Origin of the sequence: Streptosporangium sp. NPDC048047 (genome assembly GCF_040653115.1) — a bacterium.
GTDB lineage: Bacteria > Actinomycetota > Actinomycetes > Streptosporangiales > Streptosporangiaceae > Streptosporangium.
This window is the reverse complement of record NZ_JBEZNH010000004.1, coordinates 132,866-153,164: the sequence shown is the minus strand read 5'-3', so window position 1 is coordinate 153,164 and position 20,299 is coordinate 132,866. Positions and strand designations below refer to the sequence as shown.

Here is a 20,299-nt window from a genome sequence, read left to right as displayed (position 1 = left end):
TCACCGTCACCGCGCTCGCGGCCGGCTACTCATGGAGACCGCGAGTCAGGAGAACTTCAATGATCAAGCGTAGCAAGCCGACCAAGAACGGGCAGATCAAACTCACCTTCAGCGTGCCGGCCGACCATGCCGCAGGCGGCGTCTCGCTGGTCGGCGACTTCAACGGCTGGGATCCCTACGCCCACCCGATGCAGCGCAGGAACGGCACCTACCAGGTGAGCCTCACCGTGCCCTCGGAGAGGCCCATCCGCTTCCGCTACCTCGCCGACGGCGGCGTGTGGTTCGACGACGCCGACGCCGACCACTGCGACGAGCACGGCTGTCAGTTGAACCCGAGGGGCCACGAGGACTCCTCCACGGCCCCTTCCCCGGCCTGACGCCCGGCGCCCGGCCGTACCGGCACCACCCGGGGCGGGCCCCGGCCGTACGCTCCGGCCGTCCACCGGGACGGCCTACGCCTCGCGCTCCGGACCGCGGCGGAGACGGTTCAGCAGGACGGCGAGCACCGTGCCGTACACCACGTGGCCGGCGGCCATCACCGCCGGCCGACCGGGCCGGTCGCCGGAGGCCGGCGGCAGGATGCCGAAGCCCGGCACCCAGCCCTGGTAGCTGACGAGCCAGATGGCCAGGCCGTAGCCGGTGCCCAGCGTGACCGGCACGCGCCGTTCCCGGCGGAGCAGCGCGAGCAGGGAACCGCAGACGGCGCCGAACCCGAAGTGCGCGACCGTGCCGAGCGCCCTCTCCCCCGGCTTGGGACGGTGCCGGTGGCCCGGCAGGACGGCGCGGGCGATCCGCTTGGGAGGCTGGTCGGGCATCAGCCCCGCCCGTTGCCCGGTGAGCATCACCACGCTCATCATCACCGTCGCGCCCGCCCCGGCGACCGCGCCGCGTACGAGGTTCCTCATCGTCACCTGATCTCTCCCGTCTGCTTCCCGTCCGCACCGGGCGCCTGTTCCCCGTCCCCGCCGGACGCCCGCCTCTCGTTCCCGCCGGACGTCTCCTCCCCGTCTCCGCCGAGCGCGGCGAGGGTGTCGCGGGCGAGCTGGAGCTCCTCGCGCGGCTGGACCACCAGGACCGGTACGGCCGCGCCCGGCGCGCTCACCGCCCCGTCCTCCTCCACGGCGGCGCGGACCGGCGGTTCGACGCCCAGCAGGCCGAGCCGAGCGCAGACCGCCTCGCGGACCTCCGGCTGGTCCCAGCCGATCTCCCCGGTGAACACCAGCGCGTCCAGCCGGTCCAGGCTCGTCGCGACGGCGCCGATCTCCCTGGCCACCCGATGGGCGAACACCTCGAGGGCCAGCGCGGAGGCGGGGTCGGCGGCCTTCACCAGCTCCCGCGTGTCGCCGGACCTGCCTCCCGACAGCCCGAGCAGCCCGGAACGGTGCTCCAGGCCGTCGCGCAGCTCCTCCAGGGTCAGCCGGGAGTCCGACAGCAGCCACAGCAGCATGCCGGGATCGACGCTGCCCGACCGCTTGCTCATCGGGACGCCCTCCAGCGGCGTGAAGCCCATCGAGGTGTCCAGGCTGCGGCCCTCGCGGACCGCGCACACCGAGGAACCGCCGCCGAGGTGGGCGAGGACGAGCCGTGACGTCCCGGCGGGCCGCTCCAGCAGCTCCGCCGCCCGGCCCAGCGCCCAGGAGTAGGACAGGCCGTGGAAGCCGTAGCGGTGCAGGCCGTACTTCTCGCGCCACTCGGCGGGCAGCGGGTAGGTCGCGGCGCTCTCAGGCAGGCCGGAGTGGAAGGCGGTGTCGGGGCAGAGCACGTGCGGGACGCCGGGCAGCAGCCTGCGGCACGCCTCGACGAGCGCCAGCGCGGGCGGCACGTGCAGCGGGGCGAGGTCGGCGTACCCGCGCACCGCGGCCACCACGCCGTCGTCGGCCACCGTCGGACGCCGCACGGCCTCACCGCCGTGCACCAGGCGGTGCCCGACGGCCGTGATCTCGCAGTCACCGGCGGCGTCCAGGAAGTCCGCCACGGTCCGCTCGACCTCCGCCGGTTCCGGGCTCCGCTCGCTGTGCTCGACGCGCAGCACCTCGCCGTCACGGACCAGGTGGAGCTGGAGACTCGACGAGCCCGCGTTGACGGTGAGCACCGCCCGGTCTGTGGTGGCCATGGTCTCCGGGTGCCCGGCCCCGACTCGGGCAAACGCCGGCCCGGGGCGCGGCGGGTCGGGCGCCGGGAGCATTGAACTGTGCCCGGCCTGGGCGTACGGTGGTCGCAACGGTCAACCGTCCCCGCACGCTCCGTGCGGAGCCGTCAGGCGTGGTGAGAGAACACCGGGTCCGCCCGGCGGGAAGGCGCCTCGCTGATGTGGTTCCCGCGGTCGAAACGGGCAGGGATGTCCGTCGCCCACCTCGACCGGGGGAAGCGAGCAACCACTCTCTCTCCAGAGGGCGGAGGAATCGCAAGGGCACTGCCTCCAACAGCTGTGGACAGCGGGGCATATTGATGAACCGGCTCTCCATCGCCGTGAACGACCGGCCGCGGTTCACCGTGGTCTCACTGGCCGGCGATCTCGACAAACTGTCCGCCTCCGCCCTGGAGGAGACCCTCTCCACGCTACTGGCGCGAGGTCGGGTCCACATCATCGTCGACGTGCGTGAGCTGAGGTTCTGCGACTCCACCGGCGTCTGGGCGCTGCTCAGCGGCCTGCGCCGCGTCTACGAGCGCAACGGCTGGCTACGGCTGGCCGGGGTGCACGGCTTCCTGGGCCGTCTGCTCGACCTCACCCGGCTCAGGGACGCCTTCCCCATCGACGCGAGCGTGGACGAGTCCGTCCTGCGGGCCTTCGAAGGAAGCGTTCCGCTGTCCCTCTGACCCGGGCCTTCCCCCGAGACGATCGGATCTCCCGTGAGATGCCCGGGAGAGCGCCGGTTCCACCCGATCCGTGGCGCCAATCTCGACGACCCGAAGGTGGCCGAGGCCCTCGACTACGCCGACCGGCTGGTGGAGTCACAGGGCGGCTGGAAGAAGCTGTCCATCACGCTCGCGCTGGCGCTCATGCTCAACCGGATCACCGGACGGGCGGCGGGCGTGTTCCGCACGGTCTTCTACCTGCCGTCCATGACCCCGTACGTGGCCCTTCGTCTTCGAGCTCAAGGCGAGCTGGTTCGACCTGATGAAGCCGCTGATCTATCTCCAGGACCCGGCGCTCTACACGCTGCCCCGCGGCCTGAAGGCGGTCGTCGACCAGTTCTACCAGGGCGGTGATCCCAAGTGGGAGATCGTCCTGGCGGCGAGCGTCATCACCACGCTCCCCCTGATCGTGATCTTCTTCATCGGCCAGCGCCACTTCGTCCAGGGCATCGCCACCACCGGACGCCGCTGAGGGACCGGGGCGCCGCCGGGCCGCCGGGGGTGCCGCCGGGTCGCCGGGTCGCCGGGTCGCCGGGTCGGCGACCCGATCCGTCCGGCGGCCGGGCTTCCACCGTCGCTCTTCGCCATCGCTTTCGCCGCCGCCCGGACACCGGCGCCGTGGCGTCAGGCTCACGGACCCGGCGGCCCGGTCAGCCCGGCCACCGCTCCAGAGGCGTGCCGGGCCGGTACAGGACGGCGTCGATGCCGACCGCCGCCGCGGCCTCGACGTTGACCTCCCGGTCGTCGAAGAAGGTGACCTCGCCCGGCTCCGCGCCGAGCCCGTGCAGGACCTTCTCGAAGATCTCGGGATCGGGCTTGGCCAGGCCGAGACGGCAGCTGTAGAAGAGGTGGTCGAACGCCCGCGCCCACGGCGCCCGGTCGATGGCCGCGGCCAGCGGTTCGGGGGCGTTGGACAGCAGTGCGAGCCGGTGGCGGCCGGCGAGGGCCCGGAGGGCGTCCAGGCTCGCCGGGTTGAGGTGCGACCAGCTCGCGGTGTCGGCCGCGTCGAGCGCGGCCACCAGCGGGTCCCCCTCGGAGAACCTGCGGTCCAGCACGTCGCCCCAGTAGGCGTGGGAGGGCCTCCCCCTGTCGTAGAGGTCCCGGTGGCGCCAGTAGCGGTCGAGGAACGTCTCGGTGTCGAGATCGGCGAGGACCGCCATGGCCGTCACGTCCTCGGCGGGCTGCGGCAGCGAGATGACCTCGCCGTAGTCGAGCAGCGTCCAGGTGGTCACGCCTCTCCTCCGTCTCATGACGAACTTCGTCTCCGCGCCGGAGCCGGTTGCGGCGGCCCGCCGTACCCGGTCGGCCGCCAGGGCGGACCACCGGAGACCGCCCCGGCGGCTCGCCGTACGGAGGACCGCCGAAGCCGATACGCAAGCCTTGCCGGTTCATTTGAACATCTCGCATGTTCGAAGGCAAGTGCGGCCGGAGCATCCGGCACCGGGTAGGCAGGCTTTCGCGATGCCGGACGGTGGACGACACAAAACGGTGAACGGCACCGGACGGTGGACGGCGAGATGGTGGAGGGCGTCGGCACGACCCCGGACCGTGACGGCGGCGCGGTATGGGACCGTGAACGGCGGAGCGGCGCCGGACGGTGAACGGCGGAGCGGCGACGGCGGCGGTCAGTCGCGGCGCATGACGAGCCGGACCGTCGAACCGGCCGGCCCGGACACGATCTCCACCTCGTCGCACATCTGGCGCATCAGCCAGAGCCCGTAGCCACGGCGGGACCCGACCTCGGGCGCGATCATGCCGGCCAGGGGATCGGTGAGCGTCCCCGCCTCGTCGCTGACCTCGGCCACGACACGGTCGGCGCATCGCCGCAGGACGAGGACACCCGGGGTGCGGGCGTGGTCCAGGACGTTGTTGGCGGCCTCGCTTATGGCGAGGATGAAGTTCGACTCCTGCCTCTCGCCCAGCTTCGCGGGGGTCAGGAACTCCCGGGCGCGTTCACGCAGCTCCGACAGGTCCCCTCCGATCGGGAAGCTCGTCACCGCGTCTCCACAGGCGTCATCGGCCATGGGACGACTCCTCGACGATGGGGACGACCCGGTCGAGCGCGGAGAGCCGGAAGAGGCCCCGCAGATGCTCTCCCACATCGGCGAGGACGAGCTGGACGCCCCGGCCCGTCGCGTCGGTGTGGGCGTCGAGCAGCATGACGATCCCCGAGGAGTCGCAGAACGGGACGTGGGTCATCCGGATCACCAGGCGGGCGGGACGTCCGGCGAGTTCCTCGCCCACCGCGGCGCTCAACGGCTCCACGGCGTCCCGGTCGAGGTCACCGATCGGGATGAGGACCCGAGCGCCTTCTCGATCCGTCTGCCTATCCAGACGAATGCCCATATGTCCCCACGGTGGAATAGATCGATCGACCAGGTATCGTCACACTACCCAATGGATGGAAGGCAAACTTCGAGGTGAGGCCCCACGGCGGCGAGATGGGCGAGCGGGTCCGCGAGCACGACTGGGCGCGCACCCCGCTCGGCCCGATGGAGCGGTGGCCGGCGGTGCTGCGGACCACCGTCGACATCGTCCTGTCATCGCGCACCCAGATCATCCTGTTCTGGGGACCCGAGCACATCAGCGTCTACAACGACGCCTACATCACCGCGCTCGGCGCCAAGCACCCGGCCGCCCTCGGCCGGCCCGGCGCGGAGGCCTGGCCCGAGATCTGGGACACGCTGGGTCCGCTGCTCGAACGGGTACGCGAGTCGGGAGAGTCGTTCTGGGACCGTGACCGCCCCTTCCTGCTGGCACGGCACGGCTTCCCGGAGCAGACCTACTTCGACCTCTCCTACGACCCCGTCCGGCTGCCCGACGGCACCGTCGGCGGGGTCCTCTGCCTGGTCAGCGAGACGACCGGCCGGGTGCTCGGAGAACGCAGGATCCGCACCCTGAGCCGCGTCGGCCTGGCCGCGAGCGGGATGACGACGCGACCGGACGTGGCGGCGGCCGTGGTCGCCGCTCTCGCCGGACACGGCCGCGAGGACGTGCCGTCCGCCCTCGTCTACCTTCTCGGCGACGACGGCGGCCTCCGGCTCGCCACACCCCGGGACACGGCCCCCGGGCGGATCGCCGCCGGTGACGAGCAGGCGGCCGCCGCCCGCCGGGCACCGGTCATCGCGGCGTCCGGCGGGCGCTTCGGCGTGCCCGGCCCCGTCATCGTCCTGCCGCTGGGCTCCGGGACCGGGTTCCAAGGCCTGCTGGTGTGCGGGATGAACCCCCTGCTGCCCGTGGACGAGGCCCACCGGGAGTTCTTCCAGGTGCTCGCCGAGAGCGTGTCACGGGCGCTGACCGCCGCCGAGGCCCACGAGCGGGAACGCGACCAGACGCGCGCGCTCGCCGAACTCGACAGCGCCAAGACGGCGTTCTTCGCCAACGTCAGCCACGAGCTGCGCACGCCGCTGGCCCTGATCCTGGGACCGCTGGAGGAACTGCTCGGCGACCCCTCCCTCGAACCCGCGCGGCGCGCCGTCCTCGCCACGGCCCGCCGCAACGCGACACGGCTGCTCACCCTGGTCAACGACGTGCTCACCCTCACCGGCGCCGGATCCGGCCGGCTGCGCGCCCGCTACCAGGCGACCGACCTGACCACGCAGACCGCCGGGCTGACCGGGGCGTTCCGCTCGGCGGTGGAGAGCGCCGGGCTCACCCTGCGGATGGAGGGCTCCCCCCTTCCGCGGCCGGTCCACGTCGACCGGAACCTGTGGGAGCGGATCGTCTTCAACCTGCTGTCCAACGCCCTGCGGCACACCTTCACCGGCGGGATCACGGTCGGCGTGCGGGACGGCGGCGAGCACGCCCTGGTCACGGTCACCGACACCGGGGCGGGCATCCCCGCCGAAGAGCTGCCCGGCCTGTTCGAACGCTTCTACCGCGTGCCCGGCGCGCCCTCCCGCAGCCACGAGGGCGTGGGCATCGGCCTGGCCCTGGTCCGGGAACTGGTCGCCATGCACGGCGGCCGGATCGAGGTGACCAGCCGCGTCGGCGCCGGCACCACCTTCGCGATCAGCCTGCCGTACGGCTCGGCCCACCTCCCCCCGGAGCAGGTCGCCGAGGCGGCGACGCCGTACGAGATGGAGCCGGTCGACGCGTGGCCTCCGCCGCCGGAGCCCGGCGCCCCCTTCCCCGTGGCGCCCGCGGCCCCCGTGGTCCTTCCCGACCGGCGGGGCCCGGACGGACGGGACGCGACGGACGACCCTCTCCCGGACGACGCGGACCATCCGCTCCCGGGGAACGCGGACCATCCGCTCCCGGACGGCGTGGACGGTCCCCCTCCGGGGCGGATCGTCGTGGCGGACGACAACGACGACATGCGCGACTACCTCGTCCGCCTGCTGAGACCGTACTGGACGGTGACCGCGGTGGCCGACGGGGCCGCCGCCCTGGAGGCGGCGCGGACGTGGGCGCCCGACCTGGTCGTCAGCGACGTCATGATGCCCGGCATGGACGGGCTGGAGCTGGTACGGCGGCTGCGTGCCGACCCGGCCACCCGCACCGTTCCGATCGTCCTGCTGTCGGCCCGGGGCAGCCGGGAGGAGGCGTTCGCCGGGCTGGCCGCGGGCGCCGACGAGTATCTCGTGAAGCCGTTCCCGGCCCGTGAACTGCTCGGCCGGGTCCGTGGAATCCTGCGGCTGGCCGAGGCACGGTCCCGGCACAACCGCCGGCTGCGCGAGCTGACCGAGGCCGCGCTGGCGATCAACGAGGCGTCGACGGCCCACGAGGTGCTCGCCCTGACGGAGCGGTACGGCCGGCTGCTGGCCGACTCCCCCGGGGCGGCGGTGAAGCTCACCTCCGGCGGTCTCACGGTCATCCCACCGGACGTGACCGTCGCGAACGAGACCGCCCCGGACGGGACCGTCGCGGATGGAACCGTCATGGGCGGGGCCACCGCGATGGGAACCGTCATGGACGGGACCACCGCGGATGGAACCGTCATGGGCGGAGCCGCCGTCACCGGCGAACCGGCGCTGGACCGGCTCGCCCAACTCGCCCTCGCGCGCCTGGCGAACCTGGAGCGGCTGGAACTGGAGCACCGGATCGCGACCACGCTGCAACTCGCCCTGCTGCCCGAGGTCCCCTCCGACGGCGACCTGCGGATCGCCGGCCGCTACCTGCCGGGCAGCGACGAGGCGGGGGTGGGCGGCGACTGGTACGACGTCATCCAGATCTCCGGGAACGAGCTGATGCTGGTGATCGGCGACGTCGTCGGCAAGGGCGTCGAGGCCGCCGCCACGATGGGCCGGGTGCGCAACGCGCTGCGGGCCTACGCCATGGAGGACCCCGAGCCAGGCCGCGTCCTCGCCCGTCTCAACCGGATGGCCTGCGGTCCGGGCGAGCGCATGCGCTCCACCGTCCTGTGCGTACGGATCTCCCGGGCCACCGGGCACGTGCGGTACGCCGGTGCCGGGCATCCGCCGCCCCTGGTCTGCCGGGCGGACGGGGAACCCGAGTATCTCGACGGGGCGCTCGCCCCGCTGATCGGGGTGCTGCCCTCGGTCGACTTCCCCACCTCCGAGGTACGCCTGGAGCGCGGAGACCGGCTGCTGCTCTACACCGACGGCATCGTGGAGAGGCGGCCGACGGGCATCCTCACCGGCATGGACCGGCTCCTCGCCGAGGCCGCGCGGACGGCCGGCCTCGACCTGGAGGCTCAGCTGGAGTCGCTGCTCTCGCTCGTCGAGGGCATGGACAACCGGGACGACGTGGCCCTCCTCGGCTTCGTCCATCCGTAGGGCCGGACCAGGGACTCCCAGGTCAGGGCCGCGAGGCCGGGACGACGAAGCTGGAAACAGCCTAAACTTCACCCATGATTCGCCCCGCAACGCCGGATGACGTCCCCGCCGTCATCGGTATGATCCGCGACCTCGCCGATTACGAGAAGGAACTGGACAAGGTCCAGACCACCCCCGAGGAACTGCGCGAAGCGCTCTTCTGCGACTCCCCCGCGGTGTTCTGCCACCTCGCCACCGAGCGCGACGAGCTGGGTGAGGAGAAGCCCGTGGGGTTCGCGCTCTGGTTCCTCACCTACTCCACCTGGGTGGGCAGGCACGGGATCCACCTCGAAGACCTCTTCGTCCACCCCGACCACCGGGGCGGGGGGCACGGCAGGCAACTGCTCGCCGAGCTGGCGCGCATCTGCGTGGAGCGCGGCTACGGCCGCCTCGAGTGGGCGGTCCTCGACTGGAACACCCCCTCCATCGAGTTCTACCGGTCGCTGGGGGCGGTGCACCTCGACGAGTGGGACATGTACCGGCTCACCGGCGCGGAGCTGGAGAAACTCGCCACCCGGTAAGACCCCTGGGGAGAGCGGCCCCGGCGGGACGCCCGGCACGTCCCGGCGCCCGGCGAGGGCCTGCCGGCGACGGCCGGCCCGGAGATCACAGCCCGGAGATCACGATCCCGCCGATCCGCCGGGGACGCCCGGGGGCACCCGGGACGCCTCGCGGCGAAGCGGATCCCATGATCACGTTCCGGCTCGGACCGGTCGGGGGCGCCCCGCGGCGGGGCCGGCGACGGAGGCGGATCCGACGCTCGCCGTCCGTCCCGGTGATGAACCTTTCATTCGTCCTCTCGCCCTCGCGATCCTCTGACCTGCGTCGATGACGCCTGCCCCCCTCTCCGCGACCGCACCGCGTTCACTCCCCGGGAACGACGGCCTAAAGTCCGTTTCGCGTGAGCGCTTCACTGCCATGCCATGAACCAGCGGTTCGTCATCCCCGGAAGGGGGAGGTAATCCCGTGAAGAAATGGCCAGGCGCCGTCGCCGCGGGCGCGGTAGCCCTCCTGTCCGCGTTACTCGCGGTCATCCTCGTCCCCGGTCCGGCGTCGGCGCACGGCGCGATGATGGTGCCGGGCAGCCGTACGTACTTCTGCTGGCAGGACGGCCTGTCGCAGACGGGGCAGATCGTCCCCATCAACCCCGCCTGCGCGGCGGCGGTCGCGAAGAGCGGCCCCAACTCCCTGTACAACTGGTTCGGCGTGCTCCGCTCCGACGGCGCCGGGCGCACCCGCGGGTTCATTCCCGACGGGCAGCTGTGCAGCGGCGGCAACTCCACCTACAGCGGGTTCGACCTGCCGAGCGCCGACTGGCCCGTGACCCACCTGACCGCCGGAAGCTCCATCCAGTTCCGGTACAACAAGTGGGCCGCGCACCCCGGCTGGTTCTACGTCTACGTCTCCAAGGACAGCTGGGACCCCACCCGGCCGCTGACCTGGGACGACCTTGAGGCGGAGCCCTTCTACACGGCCGACCACCCGCCGAGCGTCGGCGCGGTGGGCACCGCGGACGCCTACTACTACTGGGACGCCCGGCTGCCCTCGGGCAAGTCCGGCCGGCACGTCGTCTACTCGGTGTGGAAGCGGTCCGACAGCGCGGAGACCTTCTACAACTGCTCCGACGTCGTCTTCGACGGCGGAAAGGGCGAGGTGACCGGTGTGGGCCGTCCCGGCTCGACGCCGACCGCGACCCCCACGGTGACGCCGACCTCGACCCCCACCTCGACCCCCACGTCCACGCCCACCTCCACCCCGACCTCGACGCCGGGCAACGGCGCCTGCACCGCCACCTACCGGACGGTCAGCACCTGGGGAGGCGGGTTCCAAGGTGAGGTGACCGTGACCAACCGCGGATCCTCCCCGCTCAACGGCTGGACGGTGAGCTGGACTCCGGGCAGCGGCACCACGATCAACAGCGTCTGGAACGGCACCTACACGGCGTCCGGATCGGTCGCCGTGGTCAGGAACGCCGACTGGAACCGGACCATCGCGGCGAACGGATCGACCACCTTCGGGTTCGTCGCCAACGGCACCAGCGGCTCTCCCGCTCCGACCTGCACCAGTCCCTGACGGATCCCCGCTGAGAGGCGGCCCCGGCCGGCGCCCGCATCCCGCGCCGGCCGGGGCCGCCGCACTCCTCCCGGCAGGCGCTCCCGGAGCGCCGCGGGAGGCCGCGGTCACGGAAGCGGTCACGGAAGGAGGCCCCGCGGTGGCGACCCGGAGGATCGCGCCCCTGCTCGGCGTCGTCTCGCTGGGGGCCGCGGCGGCGCTGCTCGCGGTGTCCTGCGCCGGCCGTACGGCGGACACCCGGCACGCCGCCGGGCACACCGTCGGGCACACCGGGGAGATCCGGGGCACCGCCGGCTCCCCGGCGGACACCCGGAACGCGGCCGGGCACACCGCGGAACCCGGGAGCTCCGCCGGAACCGCGGCGAAGACCCCGGACGCCGCCGGGACCGCGACGGCGTCCGCCGCCGGCTGCACCGCCACCGTCACCCTCGTCGAGTCCTGGCCCGGCGGCTACCGGGGAGCCGCGACGATCAGCAACGTCTCCGGCCGGCCGATGCGCGACTGGTACATCCAGTGGCTGCTCCCCCAGGGGGCGAAGCTCACCCAGGCGTGGAACGGCATGCCCATGCAGAGCGGCCCCATCGCGATGATCCACGCGCCAGAGGGGGCCGTCCTCGCCCCGGGGGCCACCGTCTCCGAAGTGGGCTTCGTGGGCTCGGCCGCCGCTCCCCCGGCCTTCACCGAGATCACCTGCGGCTGACCGACCAGCCGTGCGGGGCGACGACCCCGTCGAGCCCGCGTGAGGCGGGGTCCGCGTCCAGCACGGTCGCGGGGCCGACGGGCAGCTCGGCATCGTCGAGGTTGAGGGCGAGGTCGAGCGCCTCGCCCTCCGCTTCGAGCGTGATGACGTACTGCCGGTTGCTCAGCACCCGCGTTCTCGAACAGGCGCGGTGCAGCCACGGATGCCGGCGGCGCAACCCGATGAGCCGCTGGTGGAGACGGAGCGTCTCCGCGTCGGAGTGGTCCGGCGCGGGCCCGTACGGGGGGAACTCGGGCCTGATCGCGTCGTCACCGCCGGCCCGGTCCTCCTTGACGGCCCGGAAGCCGAACTCGTCGCCCGCGTAGACGGCGGGGGTGCCGCCGAGGAGCGCGAGGAGGGCGACGGCGTGCGGGAGGTGCCGGGGGTCGGTGATCCGGCTGGCGATGCGGGTCACGTCGTGGTTGCCGACGAACGTGGCGGGCGCGAAGGCGCCGAGCATGTCGTTGTGCCGGCGGAGCGACCAGTCGAGCTCGTAGAAGTTGCGGTGCTCGATGCTCGACCAGATCGCCTTCCACAGCTCGTACTGGGTGACGGTGTCGGCGGTGCTCTCGGCGACGAACGCCGCGTAGTCGCCGTGGATGACCTCGGCCTCGAACCAGGCGCCGGGGTGGGTGTGGCGCACCTGGGGCAGCACGTCCGCCCAGAAGGCGGTGGGGACGCGGTAGGCGGCGTCCAGCCGCCACGCGTCGGCGCCCCGGTCGAGCCAGTGCCGCATGACGTCCACGACGTACCCGCGTACGGCGGGCTCGTCGTGGTCGAGCGCGACGAGCTGCTCGTGTCCCTCGAAGGTGTCGAGCCGTACCCGTCCGTCCTCGTCCGAGGCCGGCCTGAACCACCGCATCGCCTCACTGCCGAGTCCGTCCCGCAGCGCGGCCCGGACCCGGGGGTGACCGCGGCCGACGTGGTTGAACACGCCGTCGAGCTGGATCCGGAGCCCGCGGGCGCGGGCCGCGGCGACGAGCGCGTCGAAGTCGGAGTCGTCGCCGAGGCGCGGGTCGAGCCGGAAGTGGTCGAGCGTGTCGTAGCCGTGCGTCTCCGACAGGAAGATCGGGCCGAGCGCGATCCCCGAGGCGCCGAGGGAGACGGCGTGGTCCAGCCAGTCGATCACGCGCAGCAGCCGGTGCTCGCCGGGGTGCACGGGGCCGGAGGGCGGCTCGGGAAAGGCTCCGACGAAGCCGAGCGGGTAGAGCCGCCACCAGATCGCGTGCCGGACCCAGCCGGGCTCAGATGCCATCGGTTCTTCCGATCCGGTCGAGGATTCGGGCAGCGTCCGCGAGGACGCTCAGCTCGTCCGCGCCGAGACCGCCGAGGGCGCCGACGAGCCAGCGGTCGCGCAGGGCCATGTCCCGGTCGAACGCGGCCCGTCCGGCCGGCGTGAGCCGCAGGCGGCTGCGGCGGCCGTCGCCGGGGTCGATGATCCGCTCGATCAGGCCGTCGCCGGCGAGCTCGGCGAAGACGCGCGTGAGGGACTGCGGGTGCTGCCGCTCGTCCCGGCTGATCCGCGACGGGGTGCTCTCGCCCTCCCGGGCGAGGTGGCTGAGCACCGCGATCTTGTTGTTGCTCAGCGCCGAGTGGTCCCGGTCCACCCTCAGACGGCGTGCCAGCCGCAGCACCCCGGCGCGCAGCCGTGGCGCGACCGCCTCCACGGTGGTCTCCTCGTTCATATTAGTACGCTATCACTTAGTAAATGGACGATGCCGGGAGGCGCGGATGCGGGATCGGGTGCTCGCCGCAGTGCGAGCGTGCGCGGGGACCATGGCGGTGGTGCTGCCCGCTTTCTGGTCGATGACACAACTGCGCGCCTGGTGGGCCGTACCGGTCGACGCGATCGTGTTCGCCGTCATGCTCGCGTTCGCCGTTCCGCGCGGACTCGCGAGGGTCGGGCCCGCCGAGCTGCCGGCGGCGGCCGCCGCTCTCGGCGCCGGAGCCGCCGCGGCGACCGGATGCGGGATGCCGCTCGGCTTCGACGACTGGCGGCGCGTCCTCGGCGCGGCGGCGTTCACGGTACGGCGGTCACTCTCCACCGCCGCGGAGTCCCCCGGGCGGAAAGCTTCACATGCGGAGCCCCCGCCCGCCGAGCCGATCGCGGACCTCGTCGCGCACGCCCACGCGATCGCCGGACTCGGCCTCGCCCCGGCCCGCCGGGGCGAGCGCTGACCCCGGCCGGTACGGCGCCGGCGGAGCCGGTTGCCTAAATGCTTTAGGAAATCACATAATCCTTTCAGGCGACTGGGAGGAGAGCCGTGGCGCGCGCGGGGCTGACGACGGAACGCCTGGTCCAGGCGGGGGCGGAACTCGCCGACGAGGTCGGCTTCGACCAGGTGACCGTCTCGGCGCTCGCCAGGAGGTTCGACGTCAAGGTCGCGAGCCTGTACTCACACCTGAAGGGCTCCCAGGATCTCAAGACCCGGATCGCCCTGCTCGCACTGGAGGAACTCGCCGACCGGGCCGCCACCGCCCTGGCCGGACGAGCGGGCCGGGACGCCCTGGCAGCGCTGGGAAACATCTACCGTGACTACGCCCGGGAGCACCCCGGCCGCTACGACGCGACGCGCCTCCGGCTCGACCCGGAGACCGCGGCCGCGAGCGCCGGAGGCAGACACTCGCAGATGACACGGGCGATCCTGCGCGGCTACGACCTGACGGAAGCCGACCGGACGCACGCCGTACGGCTGCTGGGCAGTGTCTTTCACGGCTACATCAGCCTGGAGGCGGCCGGCGGCTTCAGCCACAGCGAACCCGGCACGCAGGAGACCTGGGAGTGGATCCTGGACCACCTCGACGGCCTGTTGCGAAGCCGGCCCACGCCCTGAGACGCGTCGGGCGGCCGGCGTCGCCCGCGGCCCGGCACGGCCCCGGGACGGGCCGCACCGGGGCCGCCCCGGAATCCCGGGACGGCGGGAAGCCGCGGAACGGGGCCTCAGCGGTCCTCGCGGAACTCCACGTGCCGCCGGGCGATCGGGTCGTACTTGGCGAGCGTGAGCCGGTCGGGGGAGTTCCGCCGGTTCTTGCGCGTCACGTAGGTGTAGCCGGTGCCCGCGGTCGAGCGCAGCTTGATCACGGGACGGAGCTCGTTTCCAGCCATGGCCCTCTCCTCTTCCGATCGATCTCTCCGATCGACCCCTCCGGTCGATCTCTCCGACCGACGGGACGCACAACACGACGACAACGATTTCCATTCCTTTCAAGTGAGGACTTCTCGCTCCACCTCCGGCCCGACAACCGGATAACCGGTTGAGGCGCGGGATCGCGACTGCTAGACATGCCGCGATTCCCATGAGAACGAGCATAAGGAGCGGATCCTTGCTGACCGGAGAACTGGTGCGGCTGCGGCCGATGGAGCCGTCCGAGGCGGAACACCTGTGGCGCTGGAACAGCGACCCGGAGGTGATGCGCTGGATGGACGAGGGCTACCCGCAGACGCTCGCCCAGGTCGCCCGGCGCTGCGAGGACCGCCCGGTCAACTCCTACGACGACGTCCTCCTCGGAGTCGAGACCCTCGACGGGGGCCGCCTCATCGGGCTCGTCCGTCTGAGCGACGCCCAGCCGGAGATCGGCCGTGCCACATTCGACGTCTACATCGGCGAGAAGGACTGCTGGGGGCGCGGCTACGCCACCGATGCCACCCGGGAGATGTGCCGATACGGCTTCGGCAGGATGCGGCTGCACTCGATCGAGCTGAGCGTGGTCACCGAGAACGTCTCCGCGATCCACGTCTACGAGAAGGTCGGGTTCGTCAGGGAGGGCCGGCTCCGCGAGGTGTTCCGCCGCGACGGCCGGTGGTACGACATGTTCCTGATGAGCATGCTGGAGGGCGAACTGCGCGACTGACCCGTCCCGGCACGACACCGAACGGAGATCCGTACGACCGGACGTGCCTGCGGAGTGAAGCCGCCGACATCATCTTGACGTCACATGACATCAAGTGGACGCCATAAATGACGTCATTTCGCTTGACGTGACGTCATTCATGGCGTCATAGTGATGTCCATGGACGTCACGCCCTTCGTCGAGAATCTCCGCCGCGCACTGGCCGCTTCGGCGGCGGTCGCCGACGCCGAGACCCGGGCCGCCGTGGAGAACCTCACCGCCTCGCTCGACTCCGCCGTCAGGCTCACCCTCATCGAGGTGCTGTCGGCAGCGGCCGACGAGGTCACCCGCGAACTCGCGCCCGGCTCGGTCGAGGTGCGGATCCGCAACCGCGAACCCGAGTTCGTGGTGACACCGCCGGACTTCGGGGAGGCCGCGGACTTCGCGCCGCCGCCCGGAGCGCCCGGAGCGTTCACGCCGCCCGGCGCCCCGTACCCGCCGGGGCCGCCCGGCCTCCCCGTGCCGCCGTTCCCCCCGGCCCCGCCGTCGCCCCCGCCGCCGGCGGGCGAGGAGGGCACGGCCAGGATGACCCTGCGCCTGCCCGAGTCGCTCAAGAGCCGCATCGAGGAGGCGGCCGGCGCCGAGGGCGTGTCGGTCAACGCGTGGCTGGTCCGCGTGCTGTCCACCGCGCTGCGGGACGGCCCGCCGGAGCCGCGCTCCCGCGGGGGCGGCAAGCGCCTCAGCGGCTGGGCGCGCTGAGACGCCCGTACCCGCCCGCCCGCGCCTGAGCCGCGGGCACCGACGTCCCGGGCCTTCCGGCCCCCGCGCCCGTCCGTCCGCGCCTGAGCGGCAGGCACCCACCCCCGGGCCTTCCGGCCCCCACACCGTTCCTGGTCCTCCGCCCCCGAAAGGGAGATCTCGCCATGCCCTCGTTCCCCTCCCCCGAACCCGTCACCCTGCGGGTCAAGCTGCCCGCCGGCCTCCTGGAGGTCACCGCCGCCCCACGTGAGGACGCCGTCGTCGAGGTCCGGCCCTCCCGCTCGTCCAGCTCCGCCGACGCCGAGGCCGCCAGCGGGACCCGCGTCGAGCGGCTGGCCGACGGCACGATCCTGGTCGAGGCGCCCGAGCAGCGCACGATGCTGGGACGTCAGGCGCGCGTGGACGTGCTCGTCGCCCTTCCCGAGGGGTCGGCCGTCACCCTCCAGACCGCCTCCGCCGACATCCGGACCTCCGGCCCGCTGGGGGACGTCGCGGTCGGCTCGGCCTCCGGCGACGTCCGGATCGAGCGCTGCGCCCGCCTCGAGGTCAGGACGGCGAGCGGTGACGTCACATGTGACGTCACCGGCGCCGAAGCCGGCGTCAGAACCTCCTCCGGTGACATCCGGCTGCCCGAGCTGCGCGGCGGGGCCGAGATCACCACCTCCAGCGGACGCGTCGAACTGGGCGCCGTCAACGGTGACACCACCGTCAAGAGCGGCTCCGGCGACATCACCGTCGAGGCGGCCGGCGCGTCCTTCCGGACGATCAGCGCCTCCGGGGACGTCACGATCGGAACGGCCGGCGACCTCGTGGAGACCCGCACCTCCTCCGGTGACGTCGGGATCGGGACGGTCGCCCGCGGCCGGGTGTCGGTCGACAGCGTGTCGGGCGACGTCAGGATCGGCGTCGCCGACGGGGTCAGCGCCTGGCTCGACGTCTCCACGACCTCCGGCGACCTCCGTTCCGGCCTGGAGGAGGCGGAACGGCCCGGTGACGAGGCCCCACGAGCCGAGATCCGCGTCAAGACCGTGAGCGGTGACATCTCCCTGGTGCGCACCCACCCGTAGGACCCGCGCCCGGATCCCACCGTGCCCCCGCAGCCCCGCAACCCCGGAAGGGAAGAGCCGTGAACAACGATTTCCAGATCACCGCCCTGTACCGGACGACGCACGCCGAGGCGATCGCCGAGGCCGAGCTCTCGCGCCTGACCCCCCGGCGTCCCGGTCCCGCCCGCCGGTGGACCGCCCGCGCCATGCGCCGGCTCGCCGACCGGATCAGCCCCGAACCCCCCGGAGTACGCCCCGGCCCCGCCCACCACCGCCCGACCACCGTCTGACCACCGTTCGTCATCGCCCGGGCCCGCCCGGCCCCGTCCGCCATCACGCGACCGCCGCCCGGCCCCGTCCCACCGCCGCCCGGCCACCGTCCGGTCCCGTCCCACCGCCGCGCGACCGCCGTCCCGCCGCCGCCCTCCCGCCCCTCACCCCGCTCTCGGCCCCCGGGGCACCGATCTCCCCCGGATCTCACCCGGACCCTGTCGGGGTCGCGCGGTAACTTTGGGGCTGCCCACAGGGCCGCCCGCCCCGGCTGCCCGTCCGAGGAAAGAGAGATCGTGACCACGTCAATTCATCAGCGGATCGCCGACGAGCTGGGTGTGCGCGAGCGGCAGGTACAGGCGGCCGTGGAGTTGCTCGACGGCGGCTCCACGGTTCCGTTCATCGCCCGTTACCGCAAGGAGGTCACGGGAGCGCTCGACGACACGCAGCTGCGCACGCTGGAGGAGCGGCTGCGTTACCTGCGGGAGCTGGAGGACCGGCGGGCCGCGATCCTGGAGTCGATCCGTTCCCAGGGCAAGCTCGACGACGCCCTCGAGGCGCAGATCGCCGCGGCCGACTCCAAGGCCCGCCTGGAGGACATCTACCTCCCCTACAAGCCCAAGCGGCGGACCAAGGCGCAGATCGCCCGCGAGGCCGGTCTCGAACCGCTCGCCGACGGCCTGCTCGCCGACCCGTCCGTCGACCCGCAGGCCGCCGCCGCGGCCTTCGTCGGCGAGGGGGTGCCCGACGCCGCCGCCGCGCTGGACGGGGCGCGGGCGATCCTCGTCGAGCGGTTCGCCGAGGACGCCGACCTGGTCGGCGGGCTGCGCGAGCGGATGTGGAACAAGGGCCGCGTGGTCTCCGCGGTCCGCGAGGGCAAGGAGGAGCAGGGGGCGAAGTTCTCCGACTACTTCGACTTCTCCGAGCCGTTCACCAAGCTGCCCTCCCACCGGATCCTGGCGATGTTCCGCGGTGAGAAGGAGGAGATCCTCACCCTCACCCTGGAGCCCGAGCTGGAGCCCGAGCCGGAGCCCACCGGTTCCTACGAGGCGAGCATCGCGCATCGCTTCGGCGTCACCGACCGGGGCCGTCCGGCCGACAAGTGGCTTGCCGACACCGTCCGCTGGGCCTGGCGCACCCGCATCCTCGTCCACCTCGGCATCGACCTGCGGACCCGGCTGTGGCAGGCGGCCGAGGACGAGGCGGTGCGCGTGTTCGCCGCCAACCTCCGTGACCTGCTGCTCGCCGCGCCCGCCGGCACCCGCGCCACCATGGGCCTGGACCCGGGTCTGCGCACCGGTGTGAAGGTCGCGGTGGTCGACGCCACCGGCAAGGTGCTGGAGACCGCCACGATCTACCCGCACGAACCGCGCCGCCAGTGGGACCAGTCGCTCGCCACGCTGGCCGCGCTGGCGAAGAAGCACGACGTGGAGCTGGTCTCGATCGGCAACGGCACCGCCTCCCGCGAGACCGACAAGCTCGCCGGCGAGCTCGTGAAGCTGGTCCCCGGGCTGACCAAGGTCATGGTGTCGGAGGCCGGCGCGTCCGTCTACTCCGCCTCCGCCTACGCCTCCCAGGAGCTGCCCGGCATGGACGTGTCGCTGCGCGGCGCGGTGTCGATCGCCCGGCGCCTCCAGGACCCGCTGGCCGAGCTGGTCAAGATCGATCCCAAGTCGATCGGCGTGGGCCAGTACCAGCACGACCTCGCCGAGACCAAACTGTCCCGTTCGCTCGACGCGGTCGTCGAGGACTGCGTGAACGCGGTGGGGGTCGACGTGAACACCGCCTCGGCGCCGCTGCTGGCGCGCGTGTCGGGCATCACGGCGGGCCTGGCCGACAACATCGTCGCCCACCGCGACGCGTCCGGCCCGTTCCGGTCGCGCCGGGCGCTCAAGGAAGTGCCCCGCCTCGGCCCCAAGGCGTTCGAGCAGTGCGCGGGCTTCCTGCGCATCCCGGACGGCGACGACCCCCTCGACTCCTCCAGCGTCCACCCCGAGGCGTACCCGGTGGTGCGCCGCATCCTGTCGGCCACCGGCGGCGGCATCCGCGAGCTGATCGGCAACGGCACGGCCCTGCGGTCGCTGCGGCCCCAGGACTTCGTCGACGACACCTTCGGCCTGCCGACCGTCACCGACATCCTGTCGGAGCTGGAGAAGCCCGGCCGCGATCCGCGCCCGGCCTTCAAGACCGCGGCCTTCAAGGAGGGCGTGGAGAAGATCTCCGACCTCGAACCCGGAATGGTGCTGGAGGGTGTGGTCACCAACGTCGCCGCGTTCGGCGCGTTCGTCGACGTCGGCGTGCACCAGGACGGCCTGGTCCACGTCTCCGCGCTGTCGCACACCTTCGTCAGGGATCCGCGCGAGGTCGTCAGGCCCGGCGACATCGTCCGGGTGAAGGTGCTCGACGTCGACATCCCGCGCAAGCGCATCTCCCTGACCCTCCGCCTGGACGACGAGCCCGCCCGGGGCGGGGGCAGGCGCGACCAGGCCGACGGCGGCCGTCGCGGCGATCGGCAGGGTCAGGGTGGCCGACAGGGCCAGGGCGGCCGGCAGCAGGGCCAGGGTGACCGCGGCCAGGGCGGCCGGCAGGGGCGAGGCGACCAGCAGGGGCGGGGTGACCGGCGGCGCGACGCGCCGGGCGGGGCGATGGCCGACGCGCTGCGCCGCGCCGGGCTCACCGGCCCCGGCGGCGACCGGTAGACGCCGACACGCCACACGGTACGGCCGCCGCCCACACGGGCGGCGGCCGCACCGCGGGTCAACACCGCACCGCGGGTCAAGGCCGCACCGCGGGTCAAGGCCGCACCGCGGGTCAAGGCCGAGCCACCGGTCGAGGCGGTGCCACCGGTCGAGGCGGTGCCACCGGTCGGAGCCGTGCCGCCCGGTGGCCGTGTCCGCCGTCCGGACCCGCCGTCCGGACCCGCCGTCCGGACCCGCCGTCCGGACCCG

22 protein-coding genes are annotated in these 20,299 nt (G+C 73.0%); 14 read left to right on the top strand and 8 right to left on the bottom strand.

What is annotated here, in order from left to right; all coding sequences use genetic code 11:
• Positions 1 to 59: 59 nt before the first annotated feature.
• Complete coding sequence (locus tag AB0D67_RS05320) at positions 60 to 377, top strand: isoamylase early set domain-containing protein (RefSeq protein WP_362930145.1); 318 nt, start codon at positions 60 to 62, stop codon at positions 375 to 377.
• A 75-nt stretch (positions 378 to 452) separates the two neighbouring features.
• On the opposite strand, the gene AB0D67_RS05315 is transcribed toward AB0D67_RS05320, so the two are convergent.
• Positions 453 to 905 (bottom strand): DUF6789 family protein, encoded by a 453-nt coding sequence (locus AB0D67_RS05315; RefSeq protein ID WP_362930326.1) that lies wholly within the window; start codon positions 903 to 905, stop codon positions 453 to 455.
• A 2-nt stretch (positions 906 to 907) separates the two neighbouring features.
• Positions 908 to 2,113, bottom strand: a complete 1,206-nt coding sequence (locus tag AB0D67_RS05310) for an acetate/propionate family kinase (RefSeq protein WP_362930143.1) — start codon at positions 2,111 to 2,113, stop codon at positions 908 to 910.
• A gap of 335 nt (positions 2,114 to 2,448) precedes the next feature.
• Here AB0D67_RS05310 and AB0D67_RS05305 point away from each other — a divergent pair, with 335 nt between their 5' ends.
• Positions 2,449 to 2,817, top strand: coding sequence for an STAS domain-containing protein (locus tag AB0D67_RS05305; RefSeq protein WP_362930141.1), 369 nt, complete (start codon positions 2,449 to 2,451; stop codon positions 2,815 to 2,817).
• Between the two features lie 301 nt (positions 2,818 to 3,118).
• A complete protein-coding gene (locus AB0D67_RS05300) occupies positions 3,119 to 3,328 on the top strand; it encodes a hypothetical protein (protein WP_362930140.1) in 210 nt (69 codons plus the stop codon).
• A gap of 178 nt (positions 3,329 to 3,506) precedes the next feature.
• Here AB0D67_RS05300 and AB0D67_RS05295 read toward each other — a convergent pair whose 3' ends face one another.
• The 3 genes from AB0D67_RS05295 to AB0D67_RS05285 form a co-directional block, all read right to left on the bottom strand.
• Positions 3,507 to 4,088, bottom strand: coding sequence for an HAD family phosphatase (locus AB0D67_RS05295; RefSeq protein WP_362930138.1), 582 nt, complete (start codon positions 4,086 to 4,088; stop codon positions 3,507 to 3,509).
• 393 nt (positions 4,089 to 4,481) lie between these two features.
• Positions 4,482 to 4,880 (bottom strand): ATP-binding protein, encoded by a 399-nt coding sequence (locus AB0D67_RS05290; RefSeq protein WP_362930136.1) that lies wholly within the window; start codon positions 4,878 to 4,880, stop codon positions 4,482 to 4,484.
• Positions 4,870 to 5,202: an STAS domain-containing protein gene (locus AB0D67_RS05285; RefSeq protein WP_362930134.1), complete on the bottom strand. Its 333-nt coding sequence runs from the start codon at positions 5,200 to 5,202 to the stop codon at positions 4,870 to 4,872. The genes AB0D67_RS05290 and AB0D67_RS05285 overlap by 11 nt, the downstream gene beginning before the upstream one ends.
• A 74-nt stretch (positions 5,203 to 5,276) precedes the next feature.
• Between AB0D67_RS05285 and AB0D67_RS05280 the strand changes: the two genes are divergently transcribed.
• The 4 genes from AB0D67_RS05280 (at position 5,277) to AB0D67_RS05265 (ending at position 11,406) form a co-directional block, all read left to right on the top strand.
• Positions 5,277 to 8,594, top strand: a complete 3,318-nt coding sequence (locus AB0D67_RS05280) for a SpoIIE family protein phosphatase (RefSeq protein ID WP_362930132.1) — start codon at positions 5,277 to 5,279, stop codon at positions 8,592 to 8,594.
• Positions 8,595 to 8,668: 74 nt separating this feature from the next.
• A complete protein-coding gene (locus tag AB0D67_RS05275; protein ID WP_362930130.1) occupies positions 8,669 to 9,154 on the top strand; it encodes a GNAT family N-acetyltransferase in 486 nt (161 codons plus the stop codon).
• 445 nt (positions 9,155 to 9,599) lie between these two features.
• Entirely contained in the window at positions 9,600 to 10,706 is a 1,107-nt protein-coding gene (locus tag AB0D67_RS05270; protein WP_362930128.1) for a lytic polysaccharide monooxygenase, read from the top strand.
• A 139-nt stretch (positions 10,707 to 10,845) separates the two neighbouring features.
• Positions 10,846 to 11,406, top strand: a complete 561-nt coding sequence (locus AB0D67_RS05265; protein WP_362930126.1) for a cellulose binding domain-containing protein — start codon at positions 10,846 to 10,848, stop codon at positions 11,404 to 11,406.
• Here the strand turns inward: AB0D67_RS05265 and AB0D67_RS05260 are convergent.
• On the bottom strand, positions 11,393 to 12,700 hold the full coding sequence (locus AB0D67_RS05260) for an alpha-amylase family protein (protein ID WP_362930124.1): 1,308 nt from the start codon (positions 12,698 to 12,700) through the stop codon (positions 11,393 to 11,395). The genes AB0D67_RS05265 and AB0D67_RS05260 overlap by 14 nt on opposite strands.
• Positions 12,690 to 13,130 carry a MarR family transcriptional regulator gene (locus AB0D67_RS05255; protein WP_362930122.1) on the bottom strand — a complete coding sequence of 147 codons (441 nt, stop codon included), beginning with the start codon at positions 13,128 to 13,130 and terminating at the stop codon, positions 12,690 to 12,692. Before AB0D67_RS05255 ends, AB0D67_RS05260 begins: the two co-directional genes overlap by 11 nt.
• 46 nt (positions 13,131 to 13,176) lie before the next feature.
• On the opposite strand from AB0D67_RS05255, the gene AB0D67_RS05250 reads away from it, so the two are divergent.
• Together AB0D67_RS05250 and AB0D67_RS05245 are read left to right on the top strand one after the other, a co-directional pair.
• Positions 13,177 to 13,623 carry a hypothetical protein gene (locus AB0D67_RS05250; protein WP_362930120.1) on the top strand — a complete coding sequence of 149 codons (447 nt, stop codon included), beginning with the start codon at positions 13,177 to 13,179 and terminating at the stop codon, positions 13,621 to 13,623.
• A gap of 86 nt (positions 13,624 to 13,709) precedes the next feature.
• The gene (locus AB0D67_RS05245) at positions 13,710 to 14,279 is read left to right on the top strand and encodes a TetR/AcrR family transcriptional regulator (RefSeq protein ID WP_362930118.1); all 570 of its coding nucleotides are present in this window, start codon (positions 13,710 to 13,712) and stop codon (positions 14,277 to 14,279) included.
• Positions 14,280 to 14,386: 107 nt separating this feature from the next.
• On the opposite strand, the gene rpmG is transcribed toward AB0D67_RS05245, so the two are convergent.
• Positions 14,387 to 14,551 (bottom strand): 50S ribosomal protein L33, encoded by a 165-nt coding sequence (gene rpmG, locus AB0D67_RS05240; RefSeq protein WP_355638788.1) that lies wholly within the window; start codon positions 14,549 to 14,551, stop codon positions 14,387 to 14,389.
• 218 nt (positions 14,552 to 14,769) lie between these two features.
• Between rpmG and AB0D67_RS05235 the strand changes: the two genes are divergently transcribed.
• The 5 genes from AB0D67_RS05235 (at position 14,770) to AB0D67_RS05215 (ending at position 20,050) form a co-directional block, all read left to right on the top strand.
• The gene (locus AB0D67_RS05235; protein WP_362930116.1) at positions 14,770 to 15,297 is read left to right on the top strand and encodes a GNAT family protein; all 528 of its coding nucleotides are present in this window, start codon (positions 14,770 to 14,772) and stop codon (positions 15,295 to 15,297) included.
• A 159-nt stretch (positions 15,298 to 15,456) separates the two neighbouring features.
• Positions 15,457 to 16,035, top strand: coding sequence for a toxin-antitoxin system HicB family antitoxin (locus AB0D67_RS05230; protein WP_362930114.1), 579 nt, complete (start codon positions 15,457 to 15,459; stop codon positions 16,033 to 16,035).
• Between the two features lie 164 nt (positions 16,036 to 16,199).
• Positions 16,200 to 17,102 carry a DUF4097 family beta strand repeat-containing protein gene (locus tag AB0D67_RS05225; protein ID WP_362930112.1) on the top strand — a complete coding sequence of 301 codons (903 nt, stop codon included), beginning with the start codon at positions 16,200 to 16,202 and terminating at the stop codon, positions 17,100 to 17,102.
• Between the two features lie 59 nt (positions 17,103 to 17,161).
• A complete protein-coding gene (locus tag AB0D67_RS05220; RefSeq protein ID WP_362930110.1) occupies positions 17,162 to 17,371 on the top strand; it encodes a hypothetical protein in 210 nt (69 codons plus the stop codon).
• Positions 17,372 to 17,647: 276 nt separating this feature from the next.
• Entirely contained in the window at positions 17,648 to 20,050 is a 2,403-nt protein-coding gene (locus AB0D67_RS05215; protein ID WP_362930108.1) for a Tex family protein, read from the top strand.
• The last annotated feature ends 249 nt before the right edge of the window (positions 20,051 to 20,299 follow it).